We start from the raw sequence: 26,911 nt of genomic DNA, 5'->3' as shown, positions 1-26,911 counted from the left end.
GAGATACGACAAGACCGCGACCCTCTACCTCGCCGGACTCCACCTCGCCGGCATCTTCATCTGGTCCGCCCGATGATCCAAACGAAACGCCCTAGGTGTCAGCGCCGACGGCATGCGGCTGGCCGACAACCGCAGGTCGCCGGCCAGCAGGAGGAGATCGGGTCAGCGGGTTGCGTTGGCCCACGCCTTGTAGTCGGCGACGATCATCTCCAAGCGCTGCAGTGCCAGGTCCACTCGCGGGTTGTTGGGGCGGGCGTTCTTGCCGAAGTCCAGGATGTCCTGGATCGCCATGACGAACTCGGCGGTGGTGGTTCCGCTGCCGCGCTCGTTCGCGGTGGGGGTGCTGGCGGCCTGCAGGGTTGCGGCGTTCTCGACCAGTTCGCGGAAGTCAGGGGCGACGCCATTGCTGTATGTGGCGGCGTGGACCAGGGAGGTGAGGGCTCGGCGGAGGGCCGTCTGGCCGTCGCCGAACATCCTTTCCCGGTAGGAGCCAACTGTGTGCCTGTCTTCGGTGGCGTGGCTTACGGTTCGCTGGCGGCGTTCAGCGCCTGGGTGAAGTCCGGGGGCGTCATAGGTGCCGTGCCGCTCGATCCGGCGACGGTTCGTCCGTTGTACCTCAGGGTGGGCGTGCCGGCGATTTTGCTCGTGTTGAAATTTTCGACCATTCGGTTGGCCCAGGTGGCGAAGGTGCCTTCCTTCACTGCCGTCTCGAACTTCGCGCTGCCCTTCAGTGCCGGCACTTTATCCGCGATCTTGAGGAGATAGCTGGTGCTGTTGAACCTGTCATTTTCCTCCGAAGGGTGATTCTCTTTGGAGTAAAGCTCGGCATGGTAGTCTAAGAATGCTTCCCGGCTTACATTGAGGTCGGCTCCGAGTGCTTCGAGTGCCCTGTGTGACCCGTGTCCCCCGAACCTGGCGTCAAGGAAGTTGCGGAAGTTGAACGAAAGGCGGTAGCGGCCGTCCCGGTACCCCTTGAGAACTTCCGGCCCTACGTTTTGCTCGAACTCGGCGCAGACGGGACAGCGTGGGTCCTCGTATAGGTCCAACCTGTCCTTGGCGTGGCCCAGTACCAAGGTGGCGCCTTCCTGCCCGCTGGTGTTGGCGGGTTGGACCAGCGGTTTCTCTGCGGTTGCCTCTGCGTCGTCCCGAGTCGTGGCGAACACGGTGACGCCTGCCGCAATGATCAGTGCCGTGACGACACCTCCACCGGCAATTAGTTGTCGGCGTATCCGGTCATGCTTTGCCTGCTGTTCCCGCTCAAGCCGCAGCCGTTCGCGTGCGGTCGGGTTGGGATTGGTGTCGCGTGGACGCATGGTGGATTCTGAGCCTTCCTCGACGGCGTCGAGTGACGCCGTCGCCGGTAAACCTAGATCGCGCCGCTCGTGAATTCCCGCACTTCAGCTTGGATGGCTGACTTCCATACGGCTTCTTCGGCACGGATCAATTCGGGTACTTCGTCGACGCAGTGTGCGCTGACAGCTACTCCGCCGCCTGGGTGGGGAGCTGCCACCACCCAGCCTTCTCCCGGGACGTTCCAGCGCCGCGCGGGGGTTGCGATTCCGTCGATGGTGATGGAGTGAGGTTGGCCGTCGGGGTCGATGGACGTGAGGTACGAGACGTCGCGGATTACCCACTTGCGTACCGGTCCCTCAGGAAGATCGAGGGAGAGGTCTTCTACCAGGTGCAGCAATGCCCAGTTTGCGTAGTCTGCGAACTCGACGCCCCGCTTGAATTGGGGAGAGAACGAGAAAACGGAAATCCAGGGCTCGGTGCGGGTCCGAGTTCCTCGCGTGAGCCCGATTCCCGTGACCTTACGGTCGCCGTCTCCGCAGAGGGTCATCGGGGAGGTGACGGGAGCGAGCGAGCTGTCGCAGTCGTACACGGGAAAGCTCGCCAGTATGTCTTCTCGCAGTGCCACGAAATCTCCTAGAAAAGAGGAAATTACCGGATGAAGGCACCGGTCAGTATAGGTTGTCGTGGCCTGCGCGGAGGCGCCTCTACGGAGAGCGTGTCAGTGAGCCTTTTCCATCATGGGTTTGAGCTGGTCAGATGCAGGGTGAGGACGGCTTGGATGAGGCTGGTGATCCGGGTGGTGGAGCACCGGAGTTGCGCAGGAGTCGCCAGTTCTTGAGGGTCGCCATGGCCTGCTCGACGAGGGCGCGGATTTTCGCGTGGGAGCGGTTCACCGCCTGCTGACCGGCAGAGAGGGTCCCCCATTGTCCCCGGTACGGGATGCGGACGGTTCCGCCGGCGCCGCGGTAGCCCTTGTCGGCCCAGCGGGGGATGTCGGCCTGGGCGAGGGCGTCGATGATGCCGTGTTCGCGGGCTGCTCGGATGTCGTGGACGGCGCCGGGCAGGGCCGGTGAGGCCCACAGCAGTCGGCCGGACGGATCGGTGAGGACCTGCACGTTCATGCCGTGTTTGTTGTGCTTCCCGGAGTAGAAGGGCCGGTCCGCGGCGATGCGGTCGATGGGCAGGAGCGTGCCGTCCAGGAGGACGAACGCCTTCGTCGACGCGGCGCGCACGGCATCGGCCAGGGTGGGTGCGAGGGCGGCCAGGAGGTCCACGGCCTCGGTGACGTAGCGGTATGCCGTCGTGGTCCCGATTTCGAACCCGGCCGCGAGCGGGGCATACGGATGGCCGTTGCGGAGATGGACGAGAGTGGCAGGGCCTGGCGGCCGGCACTCAGGCGCCGCCAGCGGGTGCCGAGCTCCCGGCGGAGCTGACGGAGCTCGGCGGACAGGAAGCGCAGGGCAGAACTGGACACGTCGACGCCCGACGGGTAGACAAGCACACGAAGCCTCTGGTGGAGACGGATTTCTTGGTCGAAAACCCATCTACCAGGGGCTTCGCCACGTTGTCACCCCAACTGCACGCGCCCACCGGCAGGTTGGAAAAGGCTCACTGACAGCGGCGAGTCCCAGGGCGGCGGCTGAAGAGTCGGCCGCCGGGCGAGGTCGGCATATTGGCCTTCTCGCCACCTCTGATGAAAACAGAAGGGTTCGATCTGCTATTTTCTTTAATATGAGGGAAGCGGGAAATAAAATTTCCCGCTTCCCTCATAGACCAATGCTCCCGGTCATTTCTTGTTGCGTTGTCCTCGGCTGACCCAGATCAGCGATGCCAGGATTGCAACAAGGAGGACGATTGCGATAGTGACGCGGAGCGGCTTGCTGAGCTCGTCCTGGGCCCAGGGGACGAACAGGAACATAGCCACTATGGCCACAGCCACAGATGCGAACCACGCAACGACTCTGGTCCTGTAGGTTCTCACTGCTCCTCCTGGTGGCTGACTGACTACGAGCTGCGCAGCGCGTTTTTCGCGCATTTGACGGTGGCTCCGGCCCCTCCCGATACGGCTTGGTTCTCCTAGCGCTTTCGAGTGAGTAGAACGATAAGAAAATAGAAGAAAGCCACTAGGGCAACTACGAGCACGGTTATTCCCAGAACGGCCCCGCTGAAAGCCAAATAATACGCCTGGGGTTCGGTCCCCTGTCCGGAGCTGATTGCCGTGCTATCGGTCACCACTTTTTGCCCCTCCGTTTCCTGTATTTTTGCATACCTCCGGTTCGCATGAAAAGTTGGAATGCTATGAGGGCGGCGACAACCACCACGATGACGAGCCAGACGAAGATATTCACCGGGTTCCTTTCGGTTCAGGGGCCGGGCAAGGGTGCCCGGCCCCCAGGCGTACCAGGTCAGAACAGGCTTGCCCCTAGTTTGAAGGCGTCCTTTGCGTCGTTGAGGAAGCTCACGGTTCGGAGGCGTCGCCGGAACCGCTGGGCCCGTAGTCGCCCACGATGTCCAGCCCTGTATCGATGGCGCAGCCGGTCGCGGCCTCAGTGGCGAGGCCGATTCCCGTGGTGGCGGTTCCTGTGAGTCCTGCGACGAGAGCTCCTTGAGCTCCACCCCTGAAGCAGGACGTCGCGTATTTCGACCAGGGCACCTCGCCGGTCGGATCGACGTTGTTGATGGGGTCGTCCCCGGCGTAGGCGTAGCGGTTTCCCTGGGCCGGGTCGGCGAGGAAGGAGCGTGCATCCTGGGTGGTGAAGCGGCCGGTGGCGGGGTTGTACCAGCGTTGGCCGTATTTGATCCAGCCGGTGGTGCGGTCGTAGGTGCCGCCGACGAAGCGGTACGGGTTCTGGGCCGCTGCGGAGCCGGTGGCGGTGGTGGTCTGATAGGCGCCGTAGGGGTCGTACTGACAGACGGTGGAAGTGACCGTGGACTGGTTGATGAATTCCACGGGGGATCCGAAGCCGTCGATGACGTAGTACGCCTCGGTGCCGGTGGTGGTGCGCAGGACCAGGGGCTGGCTGGTGGTGGGGTCGTGAGTTTTTCGAGCACAAGACTGCTGGGCTCATCCGCGGAAGGAGCCCCGCCTTCAGATGGCGGCATCGGATCCGGCTGCGCAGGGGTGGGCGGTTGTCTCTCCGGGACAGGCACTTCGCCAGCTCGGACGCGGCGGCGCACGTCGCTTGCTGTCGTAGGAGAAATGCCGGCAATCCGTGCCAGCTCACGTACCGGGGCGTCGGGCTTTTCCTTGAGTACCTGAGCGGCGCGCAGCCGTCCTTGAGTGCTGTTCACGGGGCGCATCCGGCCGTCGCGCCCGACGCGTGCGTTCAGCGGCTGTCCAGGGGCAGGTAAGCGCCGGCGGATCGCGGCAACCGACTTCGCGCCGAGCCCGGAGGCCGCCGCGACAGCACGGTCCGACATCTGGGGGTGGGAGGCGATGATCCGAGCTGCGGCCGCCCGCCGGTCCGCGAGTGAGAGGGGGAGGCCGTGCGCGACGTTGTTCTCGACCGCACGCAGGAAGGCGTCTTCTGGTGACCCGTCGAAGAACTCCACCTCGATGACGTCAAGGCCCTTCGCAACGGCCGCCAGGAGACGGTGCATGCCGTCAATCACTTGCATGCCCACCCGATGCACCACGATAGGAGGGAAAGGTTCCTCCACTTCCACCAGCCTGTTGAGGTGCTCCTGGTCGATCCCCCGCAAGCGTGGTGACTCCCCGGGCAGAACTGACGTGACCGGTACGAAAGCTGTCGGTGCTCTGCCAGTCGGCAATGTGGATTTGCTGGCCGGTCTTCTTCGCGCTGCTGGTCCGAACTGTGGTGCTGGAACGTCTGTCTCAACATCAGGTTGAGACATCCTTCCCCCTTGGGGTCATTTTTCACAAATAGGACATGTTTTGCTGCTCACGACAGGAACACAACAAGTGTCAGTCGGCTCCGACGGCATTGCACCGAGCGGTCCGGCTGTCCCGGCGGCCCACGTGCGTTCTCGGCGGTTGTATCCGGCTTGCTGTGAATACGTTTAGGGCATACGTCAGTCGATGTGTGCAGCATTCATGGTCGTGCCATCGTTGCCATCTGTCTAGAGCTGCTAACAGCCAGTCATGCGGCGATGGTTGCCAGCCGGGCTAAGACCGGCCCGGAATCCCGCACAGGCCGGTCCGGACTGGCTGAGAAGGACCGTTGCACAGGCTTGGATGCGGGGACCCGCACGGGAGGGAAGGGGGCCGCGGCAGGCCAGAACTCATTCCCCGTTACAAGGGTGATGACGGAAAAACTGAGCCCAACGTGGCTGGCCTTGCACCGGAAGCGTGTGCGCCTGGCGCATCTCAGCGTGAAGTCCCTGTCCACTGCCCAGCCTCGCCACGTTGCCCGGCATGGCCGAAATTCTGGCGGATCCTCCGCCGGTACAGTCCAGACCAACCGCTTAACGTTAATTGCGACAGCCGCCTCCACTCGCATACGGGACGTTGAAGCGCTCACTTCTGCATTGAATTCAGCGCAGCCGCGCAGTTGCTGACTGTTGGTGCCAGCACCATGGAACCGGAAACGAACAACAGCCCCTGCCTGCTGTCTTCCTGGATTCCCGGAGATGTTCCTCCGGAGAGGAAATATATCCCCGTCACGCCGGAACTGGATCCCGCTGCCGATGAACGGCGGTCTGTGACAGTGAACTCGATCTGGTCCGCTCCGCTGGTGTAAAAGCGGAGCCTTCGGTAACCATTGATAGGCGAGTCAATTTTTGTCATGGTGAAGGCTTTCTCGCACAGGGCGGAGTAAATATCGAACTCATCCCCGCCGAGATCCAGTTCTATACGGCCTATGTGGGCCTGGGCCGCCTGCTCCACGGCGTGGGGATGCGGTATCCAGTTGCGCTGACCCAGGGAGAGGGCTGCCTCAGGGCCTTCCAGCGTGAGTGTGTGATGTATCCCGCCCGTCCGCACGATGACCTGACCACGTGAACCCGATTCGACCATGGCACCGCAAGCGGCAGCTGCGCTGGCAGTTTCGTGTACGTCTTCACACTGCAGGGCGATGCCCGCCACCACCGGACCGGGCTGACGCGCCGGTTGAGCTGCCGCCCAGCCTGAAGTCACGATCACATGGGCCTGGCCGCGTCTGAGAAGAACGGAGCTACCGTCGACCTCAACCACGTCAGCGACCCGTGTGAACCCGAGGCGGGACATCAAAAAGGCGATATTGGTACAAGCCCTTTGTGTGTACAGCTCTATGTGCGATATGCCAAGAATTGTCATTTCGGGGATGCCTCATAAAAATTCGTCTAGTGTTCGATTCGGTTCTCTTCGATGTGCGGTTCCAGAAGAGACTGGAAGAACAGCATGACCGGTGCCCGATCCACGATCAACCATGGCTGGTGCCTGACAGCGGTTTGTTCAACTGCGTATCGCGGCAGTTGAACAAACATCGGCAGATCATGTCGGTCCCCGCGCCCGTGCGGCCGACCGCCACCGCGCTAGATCTGGTTAGCGGCCCAGCAACTCGCTCCCGGCGTAGCCGCCGGCCCGCAAGAATCAGGAACTGCCCCACTCGTACTCGTCGGCCGCGGCACGCTGACCAGACAGCGGTCAGTGGAAGCAGCCGATCCAGGATCCCAGGCACTTCGAAGGCGACCTCACCACCGGCTACGCCGAGCCTTGTGCTTCTGCGACGGCTGCCGGCCGGACATGTCCGCAACGCGTACGGCCGCCCCACCTGCCCCCAAGGCGCGGCTCCTGTCGGTCTGCAGCACGGAAACCCTTGCCTCACTTCGTCACCGAACCCGGTTACCGCTCCGTAGGACCCGGACCGGCGGCCACCAGCGGGCTCACCGCGACAACCGTCTGATCACGTGCCGCGATAGTCGCTGGGAACCTATCCGCTTCATTACGCCGAGCGCGGCCACGCCTACCTGCGCACCTCACCCCAGCAGCCGGGTCAGCGGACTGCTGGGGACCATTCATGCCTTCAGGCAATCCATTGCGGTCGGCGGCGCGGCGGCGGGTTGGTACCGCCCTCTGCGACTGCTGCACCAAGGCGTTCGGCCGCATCGTTCAATACAGCAGGGGACAGGGTGTAGGGAATACGCAGACGGGTTTCGCAAACACCAGGGTCGATGGAGAAACAGGAGCCGCTCTCGATGCGGATGCCGCGGTCGCGGGCTTGTCCGGCGATGGTGCTGGCAATCGGATGGCCGAGGTCTACCCATAGGGACAGGCCGCCTGGGGGAAGATGCCAGGACCAATCGGGCAGGTGCGTGGCGAGTGCGGCGTTCAGGGCGTCTCGTTGGAGGCGGAGTTGCTCCAAGCGGGGCGGCAGCAGTGTTCTTGCCTGTTTGAGCAGATGCAGGGCCATGAGCTGGTCGAGGACAGAACCGCCGAGATCATTGGCGATCCTTTCCGAGGCGAGTTCGTCGACCAGGTCGGAGGGGGCACGCAGCCAGCCGATGCGCAGCCCGCCCCAATAGGTCTTGCTCATCGACCCGAGAGTGATGACGCGTGAAGCATCGCGAGGGGGAGCGTGCGACGCGAACGGTACGGGCGGCGGAACATCGAGGGCGACTTCGGCCAGGGTTTCGTCGATGACGAACCAGGTGCCGGTGTGCTGCGCAACGTGCAGGAGATGGGCGCGTGTCGCGTCGGGCATCAACAGGCCCGTGGGGTTGTGGAAATCGGGGATCAGGTAAGCCAGATGGGGGACGCTTTGTCGCAGCGTGGCGTCCAGGACACCGGTATCCCAACCATGGTCGCCGACCGGCACCGACACCGGGCGCAACCGGTGCCGGCGCAGGGCCTCAAGCGCGTTGGGGTAGGAAGGAGTTTCGATGAGAACGCGGTCGCCTGGACCGCAGAGGAGCGAGAGGACAAGGGTGAGTGCATGCTGAGCGCCGCTGGTGACAAGGATCTGCTCGGGGGTGGTGGCAAGACCTCGCACGGTGTAGTGCGCGGCGATGGCTTCGCGGAGTTCGAGCAGGCCGTGCGGGTGATAGCCCGGGGTGCGGGCGTGGGCGGCCAGATCCGGTGTCACCGCGATCAGAGCCTGGGCGATGACATCGTCCGATAGACCTGGCGCGGCGCGAGCGAGATCGATCGTGGCACCGTCGATTGCGACGGTGCGGGCGATATTTGCCAGCGTCCGGCCACTGGGCAGGGCTGTCCACGTACCCGAGCCGCGCTGACTGTGCGCGAACCCGGCCTCCCGCAGGCGGTTGTAGGCAGCTGTGACAGTGGTGCGGCTTATACCGAGGACAACCGCGAGACCGCGTTCTGACGGCAGTCGGACCCGCAGGGCGATCTGTCCGTCAAGGATGAGCCGGCCGATGGCATCGGCCAGCATCCGATAGGAGAGTTCGCGCTCAGAGGACTGCGGGAGCAGGGCAGAAAGTTGCTTGCTCCCCAGGCTCCGTTTGGTACCTGCGGTGGACGGCGGGCGGTTTCGGTCAGTCAACTTCCCTCCAGAGGGCCCTGGATGGCAACGGCAGGCGCACAGGCGTACGGGTTTCCCGGCGATGTGTGAGACCGCTGAAGCCGATCAGGCGGGTCTGCGGGTTCGGCTCTTCCAGCCGATCGCGCCCAGGGCAGTAAGAGCGAGCAGGGACAGGGCGGTCCAGTCGGGAGTGAAACTCCCGGTTGTGTCTCTCACCAACCCAAGGGCCGGCGCCACCAGGATCACGGCAATCTGGTTGACCGCCATCGCCCACCCCAGCGCGAAGCCGGACTTGCCCGGGGGTGCGCAGTCCGCCACGTAGGCCACCCAAGGCCCGTACCAGCCGAACCCGAAGAACCCGAGCCAGGCCATCAGGCAACCGATCACGAGCCCGGAATGCAACGGCACCCATGCCAGGGCCACCAGACCAGCGATCGCGCAACTCATACACGTCAGGACGGGTACGGACCGGCTGGAGGAGCGATCGCTCCAGGCTGCCAGCGTGATCCGCCCGACGACACCGAAGCTGAGGGCCACTAACAGATAGGAAGCAGCACCGCCTGCGGTCACCGATGCCGTTGCATGCAGGTAAAGCTCCGTCAGCAGCAGCAGCCCGTACTGCACCGACGTCATGGCCACTCCGGACAGCATGATGGTGACCATCTCCGGTGTGCGGGCCACGTCCAGACGCGCCGCGACCTGCGCACGAACCGAGCGACCGTCCCTTGAGGGCGTCGAGGAAACAGCGGGTGAGCGGTAGAACCCCATGAAGACTGCACCGCCGACCAGTGCCAGCGCTCCTGAGCCCACCAGCGGGGCCCGCCAGCCGTAAGAGTTCGCCAGCCATGGGAGAGTCGCCGCCGCCAGCGCACCGCCCAAAGGCAAGCCGGCCTGACGGATGCCCATCGCGAACCCGCGCTGCGAGGGAGCGAACCACGACGCCACCGACTTGCTCCCCCCGGGTTGAGCAGTGCTGTAACCCGCTCCCACTATCAGCAAGAACACCAGCAGCCACCCATACCCGGGCGCCAAGCCCGCAGCCAAAAGTCCAAGGGCCACGATGACACTGCCTCCGCCCACTACCCACCGTTCGGGATAGCGGTCCAGCAGCTCGCCCGCCACCAGCAGTCCCGCCAGTGGAATCAGCTGCGCGGAAGTCACCAGCAGCCCGATCTGCGTCGTGTTCAGATGCAGATCACGCTGCAGGACGACGGTGATCGACCCGATGCCCTGGACGAAGAAGCAAGCACAAGCCTGGGTGAACGTAGCAATCGCGAGAACCACCCAGCGATAGCTGTCAGAACGTACGCCCTCGTGTTCGCTCACCTGCTCTGCAAGCTTCACACCAACTCCAGCAGGATCAACTGACCAGTTGTGGAAAAGGGGCTCCGGCGCAGCAGCTACGGCTCGTCAGGCCACGCCTGTGTCCACAGCGGGGAATGACTGCAAAACGCGGCCCTCCAGGTATGCGCCTGCAGCCTGGGGAAGAGACTCCGTCCGGCCACTGCGCAAGACCGTCAGACTCCCGGTCGTTGGCACACCTGGGTCCGGCTGAAGTCCCAACAGAACAAGGGCCTGGTTAGCCAACTGGGCCGCCGAACCATGGAGAACGGGCGCGCTTCTGCCTGCGGCCTGCAAAGCTGCGTGGATCTGGGGAGCGACCAGTTCGTAGTGCGTGCATGCGAGCGCAACCGCCTGAACATCGACCGGAGTACGTTCCACAGCGGTGGCGATGGCATCTGCCAAGGCTGCGCTGTCTGCGCATTCGATCGCATCTGACAGACCATGGCATGCGACCTGCGTCACCGATAAGCCTGCCGCGAACTGTTCTATGAGGTCTCGCAGTTGCGGGCTGCCGATCCCCGTTGCGGTGCCCCACACCGCCAGCGGACCACCCGCTGCGGCTGCGGCCTCGACTGGGGGCAACGTCCCCACCACGCGCGTTCTCGGCTCAAGGTATTCCTTGATAGCAGGCAGAGCATGCAGAGTCGCCGTGTTGCAGGCAACGATCAACAAGTCCGGTTCATAGGCAAAGGCCGACTCAGCCACCATCAGCGCCCGCCCTCGCAGATCCTCCGGGGAGCGCACCCCCCAGGGCATGCCATCCGGATCGGTAGCCAGCACCAGATCGGCATCAGGACGCAATCGTCGAACCGCTGCGGCTGTGGCCAACATGCCCAACCCCACATCCATGATGGCGACACGAGGCTGCCTGTTACCGGACCCGTGCGGATGCCCGCCGAACTGGTGGCTCAGGGAACTCCCTGTCATGCCTGCACTCTCCCGCGTAGCTTCTTCGACATCACCAGCGGCAGTCTGCGGCGCGGGCTGGTACGAAGGACAGATCCAATTGGCCCGAAGTGGCTTTGAGCTCGATCAGCCGGGTCAGGACCGGGGTCGGCGACGGGTGTTGTGGAGGGCACTGGCTCCGTTAGAGCGCCTTGAACTCCGCCTCCCAGGCGGGCTCGTAGACTCCGTCGCGGTCGTCGGTGACCAGCAGGATTACGGAGGGGCCGCCGCCGGGGCCGGGAAGGATCCCGTGCTGGGCGTACCCCTGGCGCTTGGCGTCCCAGCGGGCGGCGTAGTGCGGATTGTTGAACATGCCGAGGTGCTCCCAATAGAGCGGGCGATCGGGGTCGTCGGTGTGAATGGCGAAGTCGGGGTAGCGGGTCTGGCGGTCGAGGGTCAGCGGCTGTTCGTACGCCCAGCGACCCTGAGCGAGCCGGTCGAGGAGGTCGGCGATGATGACCTCGTTCTTGCTGCGCACGGCGAGGCCGAGGTGGGTGAGGTGGATCAGATTCGAGTCGAAGACGCCGATGGGCTCGCCCTGAGGGTTTGGCAGGGGCCAGCCGGCTGGGGTTGAAGAGAATCGGTGAAGTGGCGGGCGGCGCCGGAGGCTGTTGGAGAGGACAAGGCGATCAGGTCCTCCAGCGGTTCTTCGTGGCAGATGATCAACCGTTGGGTCTGCCGGATCAGCGCGGTGTAGAGCAGTTCGCGGGTGACGCCCGGGCCTGGGCGGGCAGCATCAGAATCACGGTGCCGAACTCGCTTCCCTGGCTCTTGTGGATCGTCAGCGCCCAGGCCAGTTCGAGCGCGGGCTCATCCCTGCTGCCGCTGCGCCAGGTGATCCGCCACCCGGGCTGGGAGGAGAACTCCACCTGGGTTTGCCACGGTGCCTTGCGCATCTCTCCGGACTTCAACTGGCCGGTGAAGACGCCGAGTTCACCGTTGGCGACATACTTCCTGGGTTCCTTGGACCGGGTAGTAGAGGCATGGTAAGCGGGCAGATGGCGGTTGGCGGTGTTGACGACCCACAGCCTCACCGCGCTGTACCACATCTACGCCAAGCCCCCCGCGCGTACTTTGGTCTTCCACAACCGCATCGCCCTCGCGGACGCGTTTTCCGGCTGGCTGCCGGACACCGCCGCCGCCCTGGACCCGGGCAGCCCGGTTCACATCGACGGCCTGTGGTCGCGCGTCATCCACAGTCGCCAGCCCAGCGAGGAACGCCGAGACCTCCTGGAGGACTTCGCCGACAGTGCCCGGCACTGCGCGGTGCTGTCCAACGTGCGGGTCCTCAACGAGGCGTCGACATGCCGGATGTCGACGCGGTGGTCTTCGCCGCTCCCCGCTACTGCGTCATCGACGCCATCCAGGCCATCGGCCGCGGACTGCGCCAGCCCCCTGGTGCGGGCAAGAAGACCACTCTGGTCATCCCCGTCTACCTCCACAACGGTGCCGACATCGCCGGCCTGCTCCACGACTCGCAGTTCGCGAACCTGCTCACCTTGCTGCAGGCCCTGCGTGCCCACGACGGATCGTTCATGGACCGCATCGCCCTGCCCGCCCGCACACGCTCCTCCGCTGGGGGGCGGGACGTCTTCTATGCCCAGCCCGAACGCGCCGCGCAACTGGCCCGCGTACTCGGCTGCTCCGGCCACGCCGCTGTCCCCGGGGCCGCCGACCTCGTCCTGGCCGACTGGGAACCGTTCGACCCCGCCGTCTACCACCAGCACATCCGCACCCGCCTGCCCAGCCACACGGATCCCACTGCTTCGCCGGACCCGCCGACGTCCGCTTCCCCGCCCCGGCGGGAACACCCCTGAGACCCTGCGCCCCTTGGAGATTGACGTGCCCACCCCCACCGGCGAGCAGGAAGCCGCCGCGACCGCCTTCGAAGCCGGCGACCACCTTGCGGTGCAGGCCAGTGCCGGTACCGGCAAGACCACCACCTTGTCCATGCTCGCCACCCGCACGCCGCGCCGTGGCCGCTACCTGGCCTACAACCACGCCATCGCCACCGACGCCGCCACCCGCTTCCCCGCAACGGCCACCTGCACCACCGCCCACTCCTGGCCTACCGGGCCCTCGGCCACCGCTACCACCACCGCCTCAATGCCCCGCGCGTGCCTGCCTGGAAAACCGGCCAGGATCTCGGCATCACCGGTCCGGTCCGGATCGGACCGCACGAGATCACCCCCCGAACGCTCTCCTACACCGTGCTGCGCACCGTTGCCCGGTTCTGCCACTCCGCCGACACCGACATCAACCGTCGCCACGTCCCCGCACTGCGCGGCCTGGACGACCCCGGCCTGCGCCGTGAACTCGCCGCCCACATCACCCCCTACGCCCGCAGAGCCTGGGACGACCTGCGCGACCCCGAGGGCACGAAGGTCCGGTTCGACCACGACCACTACCTCAAACTGTGGGCACTGACCGGCCCGCGGATCGACGGCGACTTCATGCTCCTGGACGAAGCGCAGGACACCAACCCCGTCGTCGAACAGGTCTTCCTCGACCAGCGGAACCGCATGCAGCTGGTCATGGTCGGTGACTACGCCCCGGCCATCTACGGCTGGCGCGGTGCCCGCGATGTCATGACCGGCTTCCACGGCACTGCCCTGGCCCTGCCGCGTTCCTTCCGCTTCGGACCCGCTCTTGCCGACGAGGCCAACCGCTGGCTGACCGCCGCCGGCGCTCCGATCCGCCTGACCGGCACCGAACATGTCCCCACCACGATCGGGCCCTGCTCCGCCCCTGACGCCGTGTTGTGCCGCACCGACGTCGGCGCCATGAACGAAGTCCTGCACCTCCTCCAGGCCGGCCTGCGCACCGCCCTGGTCGGCGGCGGAGGAACCCTGCGCCCCCTGGCCCTTGCCGCCGGCGAACTCAAAGACGGCCGCCGCACCACCCACCCCGAACTAGTGCTCTTCCCCACCTGGGGCGCCGTCCAGGACTACGCCGCCCACGACCCCGCCGACAGCGACCTCCAACCCCTGGTCGGCCTCGTCGACAAACACGGAGTCCACGCCATCCTGACCGCCGTCAGCCAACTCCACGACGAAACAACCTGCCTGGTCACCGTCTCCACCGCCCACAAAGCCAAGGGCCGCGAATGGTCTCGCGTCCAGATCGCCTCCGACTTTGCCCCGCCCAAGGACACCGACCAGCCCGGACCCGACGGAACCCCCATCCCCGCACCCGTCGACAGCGCTGAAGCCCGCCTGGCCTACGTCGCTGTCACCCGCGCCCAAAACCTCCTAGATCGCACCGGCCTGTCCTGGATCGACCGCTACCCCGACACGGCCACCATCGGATAGACGGCCTTCCCGTCTTCTTGGGCTGGCTCCATCTGTCTACCGTGGCGGCGTCCCTGCAGCCCCTCCGCCGACCACGCATGGGAGCAACACGCACAGCCGGGATGCAAGGAGCGACGTCCATTGCAGCAGTCCATGCCAATAAATTCCGTCGGTGTTCTTACCTGCTGTGGGGTGCTGCGGTCGGGCAGGTTCTGGCGGTTTCCCCGTTCGATTTGGATGCGATTTTCAGTGTGCGAGTGTCGATAGGTCTGTGATGGCGTTGTTGACCATGGTGGCGAGTTGCGTATCGCTGAGTGCGTGAGGGTCGGTTGGGTCGTGCCTGTACCTGAGGGTGATGTTGACGTCATTGAAGCGCAGCCATGCCCACCAGGTCACGCATTCATCTTGCTCCCGCTCGCCGCATGTGAATTGTGCCTGGTCTGCACTCTCGGCTCGGGCTCCGATGTCGTACGTGCTGGCATTCGGGTAAGCGTCCGGATTCACTTTTTCTGGCGACGATGAACGGAAGTCTCGCTTTGCGGCTGACTCGGATGCGAACCCGTAGACTACTTCGGTGAAGTCATCTGGACCACGGTTCCAACTGCGAGAGACCGATCGGCTGATGGCGTAATCATGCGCTTTTGTATTGCTCCAGTCTTGAGGCCCGCGCAGCGAGGGCAAAAGCATGTCCCGCCGCTGCCTGCTGTCGCCGCCTGCGGACTTGTGGACAACGACGACAGTGACCAGGACAGCAGCTATGACGACTGCTGCGATGACGGCTGCTCTTCGGATGTTCACCACCCGGCATACTTTATCTGATCGAACCCGGCTGTGGCGTTGATTCTCACCCAGTGCAAAAGGGATTTATCGAACTCCGTGAAGGTGAGCCCTGCGCCATAATCGTCCCACAGGTTCATTCCCAGGCCGCTTACGGAAAGATCCCCGGGGTCAGTATGGCCGGTGCCAGGCAACTGCTGTCCGATCTCCAGGGCCTGGCGGTTGAATTTGACGCTACGTCCGACGAAGCCGTAATGAATATTTGACCAGATGTCATAAAGCACCTGCAACTGCATTCCTGGAACCTGAGCCCAGGTTCGTCCCCCTGTCATGGCCTGCAGAATCGGCTTGTGGTCCCACTGCCCACCAGGGCGGACTTTGTCGGCCCAGAGGGCCGCGCTTCCGATTTCAAAACCAGGGCCGGCAGCGGGGAACCCAAGGATGTTTACCAGAGCCTGATTTCCGAAGCGAACCGCCTTGGCTATAGGGGAATTGATGTTTCGTTTCATCTCACCGAAGATGAAATTTTCCTCCATGCGGAACCGGGCTTCTCCTGCTGTCCGGTCTGCTGAGACGTCGGCGTTGCTTTCCATGGCGCAGTCATTATATTCCGCGATGGTTTCGTAGAGCCCTCCAGAGATCCCGTACGAGCAGTCGAACTTGGCCAGGACTACATGTGTGCAGGCGGGGCTGGCGCCGGTCGGGTCCGTTTCATAGGTCGGGGAGTCGCTGGCGTACGCATATCGCGATTCGGCTGGCTTGTTGATTGGGGCGGTGAGCGGGTCGGTGGTGGTGAAGCGGCCGAGGGTGGGGTCGTAGTTGCGGGCTCGGAGGTCGAGTCCGGCTGCGCTGGTGGTGCGTTCGCGGTATTGGCCGGTGTAGTTGAAGGGGTTGGCGGGTGGGCTGGTGGCGGTGTCGGTCTGGGTGTATTCGCCGTAGGCGGTGTAGGTGTAGCTGCTTTGGAGGGCGCCGGCTGCGTCGGTGAGGTCGGTGACGGAGCCGAGCTGGTCGTGGTGGTAATAGAAGCTGGCGCCGTTGCTGTTGGTCTGGGCGTGGATCTGTTCCAGCGGGTTGTACTGGTAGTTCGCGATGAGGTAGCCGGTGGCGTTGTAGTCCGACGATGCCTGCGGCAGGGTGTAGTTGGTGTCCCAGACGGTGGTGCGCTGGATGGCGCCGCTGGTGGCGGCGGTGGTGCGGTTGCCGTCGGCGTCGTAGGTGTAGGCGTAGGTGGAGCTGCCGTTGGTCAGGCCGGTGAGGTGGTTGTTGGCGTCGTAGCTGTAGGTGGTGGCACCGGCACCGGTCTGATTGCCGTCGTTGTCGTAGCTGAAGGCGCGGGTGGTGGTACCGGTCAGGGTGGAGGTGAGCTGGTCGGCGTCGTTGTAGGTGTAGGTGGTGAGGGCGCCGCTGGCGGTGGCGGTAGTGCGGTTGCCGACGCCGTCGTAGGCGTAGGTTGTGCCCGTGGCCGTGTTGGGGCAGCTGGCGGCCTGGGTGGCGGCGGTGCAGTCGGTCAGGAGCCTGCCGGCCGGGTCGTAGGTGTAGTACTGGTAGCTGGTCGGCTTGCCCAGCCGGTCGGCGTCGATACGCGTGGGCTGCCCTGCACTGTCGAGGGTGAGCTGCCAGTTCGCCAGGGTGGTGGCGCCCTTGGTCGAGCCGATCGCCGTCATCCGCCCGTCGCGGTCGTAACTGCGCTTCTCGGTGTAGCCGTTGGCGCCCGGCATGACGGTCGAGGTGAGGTTGCCCGTCTGGTCGTAGCCGAAGTTCGTGGTCCCCCCGCCGGACTTCTGCGACGTCTGGCGACCGTCGTCGTCGTAGGTGTAGTCCGTCCTGCTGCCGGTTGCGGGGGCGGTGACGATGGTGGCGCCGGTCAGGTGTCCGGCGTTGTCGCCGCTGAACAGCCGCAGGTGGTTGCTGGTGTCGGTGGCGACGATGTCCAGGGTGGTGCCGGCGTTGAACTGACCGGGTGCCGGTGTGCCGAACGTGGTCCAGTCGGCGGTCTGGAGTATGTAGGTGCCGAAGCCGCCCGTGCCGGTGGCGGGGTAGAAGCGGAGTTTATTGTTGGTGGTGTCACGGGCGAGGAAGTCGGTCTTGCCGTCCTTGTTGAAGTCGCCCGGCACCAGGTACATCGGGTTCCAGCCGCCGCCGAGGTCGGTGCGGGTGTTCAGGGTGCCGTCGCCCTTGCCGGGATAGAAGTACAGGTGCCCGTCACCGGAATTGATCGCCAGGACATCTTGCTTGCCGTCGCTGTTGTAGTCCAGCGAGATCAGCCGGTACGTGGCCCAGCCAGGACCCACCGTGGTGCGGGCGCCGAACCCGCCCGTGCCGTTGCCGGGGTAGAAGTACATGGCATTCGCCGACGAACTGACCGCCAGGAAGTCCTGCTTGCCGTCACCGTTGAAGTCCCCGGCAGTCAGCGTCATCACGCCCCAGCCCTGACCGAGGTCGAACGCGGCGGCGAAACCGCCGGACCCGTCGCCGTTGTACCGGAACAGGTGACCGGTGGACTTGTCGATCGCCAGCAGATCGACCTTCCCGTCCCCGGTGTAGTCGATCGGCAGCACCTGGCTGAACCCGGTACCGGTGCCGGTCAACGTGCTGCCGGTGGAGAACGTGCCGTCCTGGCGGCCGAGGTAGGTGCGGATCGTGTCGTGCGCGTCGGTGCGGATCACATCGGTGAGTCCGTCACCGTTCAGATCGGCCGTCACCGTCTGGGTCGCACCGGACCAGTCCAGTGCCGCACCGGCCGTGTAATCCTGGGCCCTGGAGGACAGCTGCCCGGCGTCGTCGTAGGTGTAGGCGAACGTGCCCTTGCCCGCCGACGGGGCGACCGACGTCAGCTGTCCGTTCTCGTTGTAGCCGTCGGTACGGGTGCCCAAGCTGTCGGTGACGGTCTTTCGCTGCCCTGTCGCGTCGTAAGTGAAGGCCACCGCCGGGGTGCTGTCGCTGTACGTGGTACCGGTCGCGAGGCCCCGGCCGTCGAACGCCGTGGTGGACACAATGCCGCGCGCGTCGGTGACCTTGGCCGGATTGCCGTCCTGGTCGAACTCGACGGACTGCTTGTGCCCCAGCGGGTCGGTCACCCCGTTCTGCCGACCCGCGTCGTCGTATCCGTACGTCGTGGTGTGCCCGTTGTCGTCCGTGCGCGTGGCCAGCGTGCCGCTGACGTTGTACGTGTAGCCGGTGACCGCACCGTCCGGACCGGTAACCTTCTTGATCCGCCCCAGCTCGTCGTACTCGGTCTTGGTGACCTGGCTCAACGGATCAGTGACCTCAACAACGCGGTTCGCCGCGTCGTAGTCGGTCGTCGTGACCTTGCCGAGCGCGTCGGTCACCCTCGTCTGGTTGCCGGCCGCGTCGTAGTCGTACGTCGTGGTGAACTTCGCCTTGTCCGCACCCGCCACATTCCCGCGAGGGTCGACCTGTGTGCGCATCCTGCCGTCGAAGTCGTACGTCCAGGACGTGACGAAGCCCAGAGGTGTGGTCTGGCTGATGTGGTTGCCGACCGCGTCATACGCGTCCGTGGTCACCCTGTTCAGCGGGTCGGTGACGGTGAGCTGACGGTCCGCATCGTCGTACGTGTACGTCGTGACCTTGGCACGGGCATCCGTCGTCGAAGCGATGTTGCCATTGCCGTCATAACTGGTCTTCGTGGTGTGGTTCAGGCCGTCGGTGACCGAGAGGACGCGGTTGAGCGCGTCATAAGCCGTCGTCGTCGTGGCACCGGACGCGTCCACGGTCTGTGTGCGGTTACCGTTGCCGTCGTAGCCGTACGTCGTGGTGAACTTCGCCTTGTCCGCTCCCGCGACATTGCCCCGCGGCGACGTCATCGACACCTGCCGCTTGGCCTTGTCGTAGGTGTAACTGGTCCTGTTCCCAGCCGTGTCGATCGTCGCGGACACATTTCCGGCGGCGTCGTACTCGGTCTTTGACACCTTGTTGTCCGGCCCGGTCACCGACGTCTGACGGTTGAACTTGTCGTACCCGTACGTAGTCACCCGGTTCAGCGCGTCCGTTGTCGTCAGGACGTTGCCGTTGTCGTCGTAGGTGTACGACGTCCCGTGCCCCAGCGGATCGGTCTGCGTCTTCAGCCGACCGGCCGTGTCATACACGTACGTGGTGGTGAACTTGGCCTTGTCCGCCCCCGCGACATTGCCCCGCGGATCCGTCTGCGACGTCATCCGGCCCGCACTGTCGTACGTCGAGGACTCGACGTTCCCCTCCGGGTCTGTCGTCGATGTCGGATTCCCAGCGCTGTCGTACCCGTAGTGGGTGACCCGGTTGCCCGGCTCGGTCATCGTCTCGACCTGACCGGCTGCCGTATAGGTGTACGTCGTCACACCGGGCGGCCCCGACTCCGACAGCACCCGGTCGCTGGACCCGTCGTAGGTGTACGTCGTCGTGTGACCACGGCCGTCGGTGTGGGAGGTCAACCGGTCGGAGGTGTCGTAGACCCATGACTCCGACACATCGCCGGCCTGCGCCGACTTCACGTTGCCATGGCCGTCATAAGTCAGTTCGGTCGAGGCGCGATTGCCGTCGCTGTTCTCGGTGACGTTGAGCTGCGGATCGTAGGTGCGCCGAGGACCATGGCCGGTCGGGTCATAGCTGTTGAGCAGGACTCCGAACCGGTAGACGTCCGTCCAGATACCACCGTTGGGATCCGTCATGTCCGACTCACCTGAGCCGGGCGGCGCATCCGCGGTGGGTGTCCAGGTGAACGTGGTCGTTTTGCCGTCGGCGTCGAGCTGTTGAGATATCCGCCCGGTTGTCGGGTCGTAGGTGTTCTGTGTGACCGTGTGGCCTGCTGGGTCCACGATCGTCGCCAGCCGCCCCGCCGTGTCATAGGTGTAGTGGGTCACGCCATTGTCGATGCCGGTGACCCCGGTCAACTGGCCGCCGGTATAGGAATAGTGCACGGAACGGCCGTCGGCCAGTGTGACCGCGTTCAGCCGGCCGCTGGCGGCATCGACGTTGAGGGAAGCCGTACGGCCAGCCGCATTGGTGACCGCATTGAGCACACCGGAGGCATAGCCAAGGGACAGACCCCGGCCGTCACTGTCCTTGACCGATGCCAGCCGACCCGCCTGATCGAATTTACGGGTGCTGTGGTCCAAGGCCGTGACGGTGAAACCCCCTGACACGGCCGCAAGCGTGTAGCGAACGGGCTTCGGCGTCGAGTACGACCCGTCACCGTTCTTCGTGAACACCACACGGGCACCATCGGAATCGACCAAAGTCGCTTTGTCACTCGCAGGAGTCAGCGCCGATTCGAAGGCGAGAGACCAGCCCTGGCCCAGTAGGCCCGTTGTCGCCGTTGCGTCCGACCGGTACGAGCGCGCCAGCGTAAACGGCACCCCGGCCCCCGGGACTGACGCATCCGTGACCGTCTCCGTCACCGTCCCCGTGGCGGTGTTCACCGGATCCGCCCGGCTGGACTGGTGCGAGCAGGAGCACTGGCCGTCCATACCCCCCGGGATACCAGGGGTGTAGAAAGCAGGCCCCGTCGGCGTCGTCGCGGGCGCGGTCCACGCACTCGGAAGCGAATACTCCTGGAACGTGTCCTTGTTTATCTGATAGTAATGAATAGTGGACTGTGTCGCGTAGTACAGCTTGCCGTAGTACGGAGTTCCGTTCTTCCCGGCTATTACACCCTCGGCGACATCCCAACTGCAGGTCTGCGGCCAATCTTTCGGACCGCCTTGGATCCACTGAAGGCAGACGCCGAAGGTATCCACGTCTTCATTGTTAAATATGTTGGAAATACGTGAGTCGACGAGCTGGTTATTGGACGCCTGGAAGAGATCGAGCCGAATGTATACCGGTCTCGTCGCACCACTCCAGCCCGCCTCTGCAGTCCACTTGGTTGTCCCCGGCCACCCGCTCGTCACAAGCCGTGGACTCACAGGCGTAGAGGCCGGCAGAGGATCGACCTCGCCATCGTCATCAGGCGGACTGGTCCACCCGGTGTACGTGTCACCCCATATCGCACCGTGATAGGGGTCTGAATCCATCGGTGCAGCACCGGAGCGCGCCGCCAGAGCGGCGGGCTTCTGGTACTGCGGTTCAGGACTCATCTCAGGCCTGGATGACGCAGAACTACCCTGTGCGACCACAGGGAGAACCCGTGTCGCAAGGTCCTGTTGAACCTGGGCGCGACGCTCCTTGGGGGACATTGCCTTCGCCGGGGTCATCGGTCGGTTGCGCGCCGCCGTGCTCACAGGCACCGTTTTGGAATCCGGGTTCTCCGCCTCGGCTCCGCGTGCGCTCGCTGTGGCCGGGAGTACGGCGGCAATGAAACCGGCAACTACAGTCAGAGCGATATTTTTGCGCATGCGACGCCAAGCCCCGGCCATCAAATCCCCCAAAAAAAATCTTCGTGCCTCACACACAGAAGCTTCGATCTTTGACCACTCCGCGCGTGACGTCAAGACCGCCAGAAAAGCGGAATAACGAATTCCTGTGTACCGCTGTCTGCTATCTCAGCTTCACTCGGGCGAGTGCCCAGTTCTCGCCGACTTCGCCCATACGGGCGGCTGCAGCGGGTAGAGGCGATAGCGCCATCTGCACGCGCAAGGACAACAGAGGCTGGCCTCAACCCCTCGTGCACTGCCGGTGACCTCTTCAGTCCAGGGGGACGTCGATGGCCTGGTCGGGGCAGGCGTCGGCGAACTGCTGGAGGGCGTCGTGTTCGGCGGGGTCGGTGGTGCGGTTCCAGCGGGTTTTCACACTGGCCCAGTCGGCCAGGTAGTGGCAGTGGGCGTCGGCGGCCGGGGGCAGCCATTCGGCGGGGTCCTGGTCGGCCTTGGAGCGGTTGGACCTGGCGGTGACCGCGACCAGGGAGCGTGACCAGTCGAGGTCGTTGGCGTAGGCCTGCCGGCGTGCGGGGTCCCACTCGGAGGTGCCCGGAGTCCCAGGCTTCGGCGAGGGGCACCATGTGGTCGATGTCCAAGCCGGAGGGTCCGTTCACGGTGGTGTTGTCGTAGTAGGAGTACCAGGTGCCGCCGGTGAGTCTGCAGTCCGCAGTCCGCAGTGCGCTCGGGGGCGTGGACGGCTTCGTCGAGGAAGACTTCGGCGCGGGTGTCGCAGTGGTCGTGGTCGGCGTCGATCCAGTGCCGGAACGCGGTGCGGGTGTATCCGGTGCGGACCTCGGCCGCGACCGGCAGCCGGTCGACAAGCTCCCGCAGCGTCTGCGCACCGGTGGCCGATTCCTGCGCGTGCGCGCCGATGGTAGTGCCGGCCAGCAGGGCAGCGATGGCGAGCAGCACCAGCAGGGTCTTGTTCACAAGCGTCCCGTCCAGGTTCAGCAGCGGATGGGACAGATCTACCGGCCGGCCGGGGACAGTGGTTTCAGGCTCGGCAGGGGTGTCACCCGCCCGAGCGACACCGCGGGGCCTTTGCAGCGCCGTGCGGGTGGTGCTCCACCGCTGGAAGCGGCCGGTGGAGCACTTCGACCTCGGTGGAGTTGTAGGAGCACACGTCGACCCTGGTGCCGGTGTTCTTACGCAGGGTGGAGGTGTCCTTGTCGTTGTTCCACACGTACCAGGACCGCTTCTGGTATCGGTTCGCGGCGGTGTTGGTGCCCTTGCCGGTGTGCATGGTCACCGTCTTGCGGGCACCGAGAGTGTAGGTGCCGAAGGTGTAGCGGTGGCCCGCGGCGTCGGTCAGCGTCCAGCCTTTCAGACTCACGTCCCTGGTCGTGGTGTTGGCGATCTGCACGTACTCCGCGTTCAGGCTGGCGTTGGATCTGCGGTCGGTGCCGGGACTGTCGTAGTAGATCTTCGCCAGGTGCACCGACCCGGTGGCAGCACTCGCCGGTACGGGCAGAAGTACGGCGACGGCTGCGGCGGCCGCCGCAATGGCAGCGGAGACGGCGGTGGAACGGGTTACGCGCATGGGCTCTTCCTTCGGCACGACAGTGGCACCCCTCTAACCTGGCCAGCTGACACTCATACCGGCGGAGCAGTGAGCGTTTTCAGCGTGGCTACTGATCGGGTGACGGGACGGTGTGGGATCGGAGCGCGCAACGGACAGGCACCCGTGCCGTTGAGGGAGGTGTTCGACGTCTCAACTCAGCAACACAGGAGCCCTGTTGGTTCCGTATCCTGCCGCACTCGACCTGCCGCACGCCCTGGTCGAGTGGGTCAGGATGCTCATCGTCACCCGTGAAGGTGACCGCCGGTGCAAACTCCCGCCACACCGGCGTGCGCTGATCGCACTGGTGTACCTGCGCCGCCACGACACCCTCGCCCGTATCGCCGTGGCCTTCGGGATATCAGTCGGCACCGCCCATACCTACGTCACCGCGGTCACCGGCCTGCTCGCCGAGCAGGCGCCGGGCCTGCTGATGACGCTGCGCGCACACGATCAGGACTTTATCCTCCTGGACGGCACGCTCGCAGAGTGCGACCGTGTCGGCGACGAAAGGGCCGACTACTCCTCGAAACACAAGCAGCACGGGGTGAACGTGCAGGTCGTCACAGACCCCAGCGGGGAGATCCTCTGGCTGTCGCCGGCCCTGCCGGGCCGAACCCACGATCTGACAGCCGCCCGCAACCACAGGATCCTTCGGACCTGCGCGCGACAGGGCGTCCCGATCCTCGCCGACATGGCCCACATCGATGCCGGCGACTGGGTCACCACCGCCAAGCGTCGCCCACCAGGCGGTGAACTCACACCCACCGAGCAGACCGCGAACCGGGCCCTGTCCGCAGCCCGTGCACCCGTCGAAAGAGGCATGGCACGACTGAAGTCCTGGCAGATCTTCCGCAGATCCCGCATCAGCCCCAACCGCATGAGCGTCATCACCAAAGCCGTCCTCACACTGGAGAGGCAACGCTGAAAACGCTCACTCACCTCGGCGTTTAACGTCCAGCTTCGAACAGACGAGCCTGACGATCACGCGTCCGCGCGGCCTCGCGTTCACCCCTGCCGTGCGAGAGATGTGTCTCGACAGCGATGTCGGTCCGCTCGGGCATGATCTACTCCGATCGGACTCAGCGGTGGGGTGATGTGACGTGGGCGAGTGGCAAACCGATCCAACGTTCGCGATGTGCCGGGCTTTGACGGGCGGGGCAGACCTGTCCTCGTTCGTGGGCGGGCCGTTCGATGTACGTGCGGTGGTGGCCGCCGTACGGCCCGAGGTCAAGGACGGATTCTTGCTCGACGAAGTCCCCTGGGAGAACTTTCCGCGGGGGGATCACGTCAGGGAGGCCATTCAGCTGCTCCACACCGGCGGCTCGCCCGTTCGCGCCGGAACGGGTGTTGTGAGTGGGATGTGCGCCAACGACATGCGGGCGGCCGCCGTGCTTGCCGTGCCGTTCCTGATCCGGATCGCTGCCGATACCCACCACCCTTGCCGTGCCGACACGCTCGCCGAAGTCTCCTCTCCAGCTCGCGCCCGCTACTTCGGCGTCGCCACCCGCGGCGAACTGCTGCTCCACCGCGCCGATCCCCAGAACGACCGCCTCTACGACGACTACGGCGTCGAGGTGACCGGCTACCCGGCGGGCTGGTCGGTTGCTGCCGCTCGGGCCGCGATCACCGCCGACGCCACCCTCCTGAAGCCTCTTCTGCACGACCCCGACCCTGCGATCCGGATCCGCGCCGCCTACGCACTGGCCGCCGCCACCGACCTGGATCACGCGGTCCGTGCAGCCTTCCGCGACCGGCTCGACGCCGAGCAGGACCCGATCGTCCACGCCGCCCTGGTCTTCGCCACAGCCGAAGCCACCCGCACCCAACCCCATCCGCCGACCACCGTGTGGATGCGCGAGCGCTGGGGGGACCGAACGCAAGCGTCCGAGGCCCGGCTGGCCGCCGCGATCGGCTGGCTCTGCCTCACCGACGAACCCGCCCCCGACGACCTGCGCTCAGCCGTCGACCAACTCGCCACCAATGAGCGCGCCCGCGCCATGGACGACCTGCCTTGGATGGCTGCCGCCAGCGGATCGAACGAGACGGGACTGCGGCGCTGCGTCCGAGAGATGCTTCACCCCGAACACCCCGAACACCCCGAACACCCTGATCAGCTGGAGCACGACGACCCATGGGCCCCGCAATCCTGACGCCGGAAGCAGACCCCCGCCTGCGTTCGGCTTCGACAGGCGGACCAGATGATCACTCCTCCGGGTGTCTCAGGGGACGGCGATACGGCCTCTACGTGATCCTGAACTCGACCAAGAGGAAGAGGACTTGACGCGAAGGCTGTGCTGGTGGGTGTGGTGCAAGAGGGCGGGCGGTGCGATCAGTTCGCGGAGCTGTCCCGCTTCCGGGGGGGGGCTTCTACGACTGCCTGACCGGGCGGCGCGACGCGCTGTTCGAGCTCGCCGACGCGGTGCTGTGCACCTACGGGCCGGTGAGGAAGCTGGTGGACCTGGCGCTCGCGCCCGAGCACCGGCGCGGACACGGCGCCCTGTACGGCGCGCTGAACCGGGGCTGCCTGGACGTCGGCCGGCTGCGGACCGCGCTGGCCGGCCTGCCGCTGCCGCGCGCCGCCGACGGCCGCTTGGTGCTCGCTGTGGACGTCTCACCGTGGCTGCGGCCGGACGCCGCCACCTGCCCGGACCGGTCGTTCTGCCACACCTACGGCCGCGGCGACGCCAAGCACCAGATGATCCCCGGCTGGCCCTACTCGTTCGTCGTCGCGCTGGAGACCGGCCGCACCTCGTGGACGGCCGTCCTGGACGCGGTGCGACTGGAGCCCGGCGCCGATCTGGCCGGGGGCCGCCCGCCCAAGCACGGCGGGGAGTTCGTATTCGGCGACCCCGCCACCTGGGGCGACGAGCAGGCGGTCACCACCACCGAAACCGCCGCTACGGCACCGCCGTCGCCCAGGCGTGGGACCGGCTCCACCCCCGGCTGACCCGCCGCGCGGCCTGGCTGGAGCACGACGGGCCGCTGCCAGTCATCGAGGGCATGGTGATCCGCCTGGCCGTCGAGAAGCTGCCCAGCCGTGGGGTGAACCGGCCAGTCCGGCTGTGGTGGTCGCGCACCGGTGCGAGCCCGGCCGACGTGGACCGCTGCTGGCAGTCGTTCCTACGCAGGTTCGACCTGGAGCACACGTTCCGCCTGCTCAAGCAGACTCTCGGCTGGACCCGGCCCCGCCTCCGCGACTCGACGGCGGCTGATCGTTGGACCTGGCTCGTCGTCGCCGTGCACACCCAGCTCCGCCTCGCCCGGCCGCTGGTCGCCGACCTTCGACGGCCCTGGGAGCGGCCGGCGGAACCGAACAAACTCACCCCCGCCCGCGTCCGCCGAGGGTTCAGGAACCTCCACACGAAGGCACCGCCCCTCCCGAGTCTGGGCCGACCAGGGCCCCGCCACCTCACCCACCCGCCAGTTCGACGTCACCTACTGCCGCGCCGCAGGCGGCACACCCGGCACCACCTGCTCCACCGCCACCACCGACGACCGCAGCCTTCTCCAGTGGTCTAAGGACAACCTGACGGGGAAAACGACGACCTACGGATACGACCCGGGCAACCGGCTGACGTCAGTGGCGACTTCGGGAGGTGGGACCACGTACAGCTACGGCTACGACGCACGCGGCAACCGCACCACCGCCACCGGCGCGACCACCCTCGCCCACAACGCCGCCAACCAGATCACCACCAGCGGCTACACCTACGACGCCGCCGGGAACCTCACGAAAACCCCGTCACTGTCCTCAGTCGCCTACAACGGCGCCGGACAGATGACCGCGGCCACCACCTCCACCGGGACCGGCACCTACACCTACGCCGGCACCAGCCAGACCGAGCTGACCCACCAGACCACCGACACCGGCGACAACATCGACTACGTCTACGGCCGCCCCGACGGCAACGGCCAGCCCGTCATCGAACA

Annotated in this window: 17 protein-coding genes and 4 pseudogenes; 6 read left to right on the top strand and 15 right to left on the bottom strand. The window is 65.5% G+C overall.

From position 1 onward, the window contains the following. Positions 1 to 162: 162 nt before the first annotated feature. The 11 genes and pseudogenes from ACZ37P_RS38115 to ACZ37P_RS38065 all read right to left on the bottom strand — a co-directional run bounded on the left by ACZ37P_RS38115 (position 163) and on the right by ACZ37P_RS38065 (position 12,052). Complete coding sequence (locus tag ACZ37P_RS38115) at positions 163 to 474, bottom strand: hypothetical protein (protein ID WP_467351072.1); 312 nt, start codon at positions 472 to 474, stop codon at positions 163 to 165. Positions 475 to 521: 47 nt separating this feature from the next. After that, entirely contained in the window at positions 522 to 1,313 is a 792-nt protein-coding gene (locus tag ACZ37P_RS38110) for a thioredoxin domain-containing protein (RefSeq protein ID WP_401856474.1), read from the bottom strand. A gap of 53 nt (positions 1,314 to 1,366) precedes the next feature. After that, on the bottom strand, positions 1,367 to 1,918 hold the full coding sequence (locus ACZ37P_RS38105; RefSeq protein WP_467351070.1) for a hypothetical protein: 552 nt from the start codon (positions 1,916 to 1,918) through the stop codon (positions 1,367 to 1,369). A gap of 110 nt (positions 1,919 to 2,028) precedes the next feature. Next, positions 2,029 to 2,794, bottom strand: a pseudogene (locus tag ACZ37P_RS38100) (transposase family protein). Positions 2,795 to 3,751: 957 nt separating this feature from the next. Next, on the bottom strand, positions 3,752 to 4,243 hold the full coding sequence (locus ACZ37P_RS38095; RefSeq protein WP_467351068.1) for an RHS repeat-associated core domain-containing protein: 492 nt from the start codon (positions 4,241 to 4,243) through the stop codon (positions 3,752 to 3,754). 1,527 nt (positions 4,244 to 5,770) lie between these two features. Then, positions 5,771 to 6,547, bottom strand: coding sequence for a VOC family protein (locus ACZ37P_RS38090; RefSeq protein ID WP_467351066.1), 777 nt, complete (start codon positions 6,545 to 6,547; stop codon positions 5,771 to 5,773). Between the two features lie 709 nt (positions 6,548 to 7,256). Beyond that, positions 7,257 to 8,735: a MocR-like transcription factor YczR gene (yczR, locus tag ACZ37P_RS38085; protein WP_467351064.1), complete on the bottom strand. Its 1,479-nt coding sequence runs from the start codon at positions 8,733 to 8,735 to the stop codon at positions 7,257 to 7,259. Between the two features lie 84 nt (positions 8,736 to 8,819). Then, complete coding sequence (locus ACZ37P_RS38080; protein WP_355342783.1) at positions 8,820 to 10,058, bottom strand: MFS transporter; 1,239 nt, start codon at positions 10,056 to 10,058, stop codon at positions 8,820 to 8,822. Positions 10,059 to 10,124: 66 nt separating this feature from the next. Then, positions 10,125 to 10,985, bottom strand: coding sequence for a glutamate racemase (locus ACZ37P_RS38075; RefSeq protein WP_467351062.1), 861 nt, complete (start codon positions 10,983 to 10,985; stop codon positions 10,125 to 10,127). A 160-nt stretch (positions 10,986 to 11,145) separates the two neighbouring features. Then, positions 11,146 to 11,481, bottom strand: a complete 336-nt coding sequence (locus tag ACZ37P_RS38070; protein ID WP_467351060.1) for a hypothetical protein — start codon at positions 11,479 to 11,481, stop codon at positions 11,146 to 11,148. A 205-nt stretch (positions 11,482 to 11,686) separates the two neighbouring features. Further along, positions 11,687 to 12,052, bottom strand: coding sequence for an ATP-binding domain-containing protein (locus tag ACZ37P_RS38065; protein WP_467351058.1), 366 nt, complete (start codon positions 12,050 to 12,052; stop codon positions 11,687 to 11,689). Positions 12,053 to 12,307: 255 nt separating this feature from the next. On the opposite strand from ACZ37P_RS38065, the gene ACZ37P_RS38060 reads away from it, so the two are divergent. Together ACZ37P_RS38060 and ACZ37P_RS38055 are read left to right on the top strand one after the other, a co-directional pair. Continuing rightward, a complete protein-coding gene (locus ACZ37P_RS38060; protein WP_467351056.1) occupies positions 12,308 to 12,820 on the top strand; it encodes a hypothetical protein in 513 nt (170 codons plus the stop codon). Positions 12,821 to 12,845: 25 nt separating this feature from the next. Further along, positions 12,846 to 14,314: pseudogene (locus ACZ37P_RS38055) on the top strand (UvrD-helicase domain-containing protein). A 225-nt stretch (positions 14,315 to 14,539) separates the two neighbouring features. Here the strand turns inward: ACZ37P_RS38055 and ACZ37P_RS38050 are convergent. From ACZ37P_RS38050 to ACZ37P_RS38035, 4 genes and pseudogenes are all read right to left on the bottom strand, one after another. Continuing rightward, positions 14,540 to 15,094, bottom strand: a complete 555-nt coding sequence (locus ACZ37P_RS38050; RefSeq protein ID WP_401719206.1) for a hypothetical protein — start codon at positions 15,092 to 15,094, stop codon at positions 14,540 to 14,542. After that, on the bottom strand, positions 15,088 to 20,802 hold the full coding sequence (locus tag ACZ37P_RS38045; RefSeq protein WP_401719203.1) for an FG-GAP-like repeat-containing protein: 5,715 nt from the start codon (positions 20,800 to 20,802) through the stop codon (positions 15,088 to 15,090). The genes ACZ37P_RS38050 and ACZ37P_RS38045 overlap by 7 nt, the downstream gene beginning before the upstream one ends. Positions 20,803 to 21,799: 997 nt before the next feature. Then, a pseudogene (locus ACZ37P_RS38040) lies at positions 21,800 to 21,940 on the bottom strand (HNH endonuclease); the annotation flags it as partial. Positions 21,941 to 22,432: 492 nt separating this feature from the next. Then, the gene (locus ACZ37P_RS38035) at positions 22,433 to 22,960 is read right to left on the bottom strand and encodes a lamin tail domain-containing protein (protein ID WP_401719200.1); all 528 of its coding nucleotides are present in this window, start codon (positions 22,958 to 22,960) and stop codon (positions 22,433 to 22,435) included. 196 nt (positions 22,961 to 23,156) lie between these two features. Between ACZ37P_RS38035 and ACZ37P_RS38030 the strand changes: the two genes are divergently transcribed. The 4 genes and pseudogenes from ACZ37P_RS38030 to ACZ37P_RS38015 all read left to right on the top strand — a co-directional run. Beyond that, positions 23,157 to 23,906 (top strand): transposase, encoded by a 750-nt coding sequence (locus tag ACZ37P_RS38030; protein ID WP_467351052.1) that lies wholly within the window; start codon positions 23,157 to 23,159, stop codon positions 23,904 to 23,906. A 175-nt stretch (positions 23,907 to 24,081) separates the two neighbouring features. Further along, the gene (locus ACZ37P_RS38025; protein ID WP_391159985.1) at positions 24,082 to 25,131 is read left to right on the top strand and encodes a hypothetical protein; all 1,050 of its coding nucleotides are present in this window, start codon (positions 24,082 to 24,084) and stop codon (positions 25,129 to 25,131) included. 156 nt (positions 25,132 to 25,287) lie between these two features. Further along, positions 25,288 to 26,500, top strand: a pseudogene (locus ACZ37P_RS38020) (transposase). Positions 26,501 to 26,561: 61 nt separating this feature from the next. After that, positions 26,562 to 26,911: hypothetical protein (locus tag ACZ37P_RS38015; protein ID WP_467351050.1), on the top strand; the 350-nt coding region annotated here is incomplete at its 3' end.

Source organism: Streptomyces sp. NPDC024632, assembly GCF_055559175.1.
Note: the sequence above shows the minus strand (reverse complement) of the source record. Positions and strands in the feature narration are given on the sequence as shown.

Bases quoted from the DNA above. Each gene is read 5' to 3' on its own strand.
- ACZ37P_RS38115 (WP_467351072.1), bottom strand. From the start codon at position 474: ATGTTCGGCGACGGCCAGACGGCCCTCCGCCGAGCCCTCACCTCCCTG.
- ACZ37P_RS38075 (WP_467351062.1), bottom strand. From the start codon at position 10,985: ATGACAGGGAGTTCCCTGAGCCACCAGTTCGGCGGGCATCCGCACGGG.
- ACZ37P_RS38065 (WP_467351058.1), bottom strand. From the start codon at position 12,052: ATGTGGTACAGCGCGGTGAGGCTGTGGGTCGTCAACACCGCCAACCGC.
- ACZ37P_RS38090 (WP_467351066.1), bottom strand. From the start codon at position 6,547: ATGACAATTCTTGGCATATCGCACATAGAGCTGTACACACAAAGGGCT.
- ACZ37P_RS38060 (WP_467351056.1), top strand. From the start codon at position 12,308: ATGCCGGATGTCGACGCGGTGGTCTTCGCCGCTCCCCGCTACTGCGTC.
- ACZ37P_RS38035 (WP_401719200.1), bottom strand. From the start codon at position 22,960: ATGCGCGTAACCCGTTCCACCGCCGTCTCCGCTGCCATTGCGGCGGCC.
- ACZ37P_RS38110 (WP_401856474.1), bottom strand. From the start codon at position 1,313: ATGCGTCCACGCGACACCAATCCCAACCCGACCGCACGCGAACGGCTG.